Here is a 748-nt window from a genome sequence, read left to right as displayed (position 1 = left end):
GTTCAGTTCCATGGTGCCGACCTTGATCAGCGGGTAGTCCGCGTGCGGCCAGACCTTGGTGAGGTCGAACGGGTTGAACCGGTAGGTCTTGGCGTCCTCGTACGGCATGACCTGGACGTGCAGGTCCCAGGAGGGGAAGTTGCCGGCTTCGATGTTTTCGGCCAGGTCGCGGATGTAGAAGTCCGCGTCGGAGCCGGCCAGTTCCTCGGCGCGGTCACCGGTGATGGTGTTCACGCCCTGGTTGGACTTGAAGTGGTACTTGACCCAGAAGCGTTCGCCCGCGGCGTTGATCCACTGGTAGGTGTGTGAGCCGTAGCCCTGCATTTCGCGCCAGGAGGCGGGCAGGCCGCGGTCGCCCATGAGCCAGGTGACCTGGTGCGCGGACTCGGGGGACAGGGTCCAGAAGTCCCACTGCATGTCCGCGTCGCGCAGGTGGGTGCCCGGGAGGCGCTTCTGGGAGTGGATGAAGTCCGGGAACTTGATGCCGTCGCGGATGAAGAACACCGGGGTGTTGTTGCCCACGAGGTCGTAGTTGCCCTCGGAGGTGTAGAACTTCACGGCGAAACCGCGCGGGTCCCGCCAGGTGTCAGGGGAGCCGTTCTCGCCCGCGACGGAGGAGAAACGGATCAGCATCTCGGTCTCAACGCCCGGCTGCAGGAACGCGGCCTTGGTGTAGGCCGAGATGTCCTCGGTGGCCGTGAACGTGCCGAACGCGCCGCCGCCCTTGGCGTGCACTACGCGCTCCGGC

The 748-nt window shown here is 65.6% G+C and carries 1 protein-coding gene; it reads right to left on the bottom strand.

Annotated features, from left to right (window positions below; genetic code table 11):
• A partial coding sequence (locus AU175_RS20980) for a catalase (protein ID WP_156642546.1) occupies nt 1-748 on the bottom strand: 748 nt, incomplete at both ends.

The sequence above is a fragment of the Arthrobacter sp. B6 genome (assembly GCF_001663775.1).
Taxonomy (GTDB): domain Bacteria; phylum Actinomycetota; class Actinomycetes; order Actinomycetales; family Micrococcaceae; genus Arthrobacter.
The sequence above is the reverse complement of the archived record's forward strand: the minus strand, read 5'-3'. Positions and strand labels throughout refer to the sequence as shown.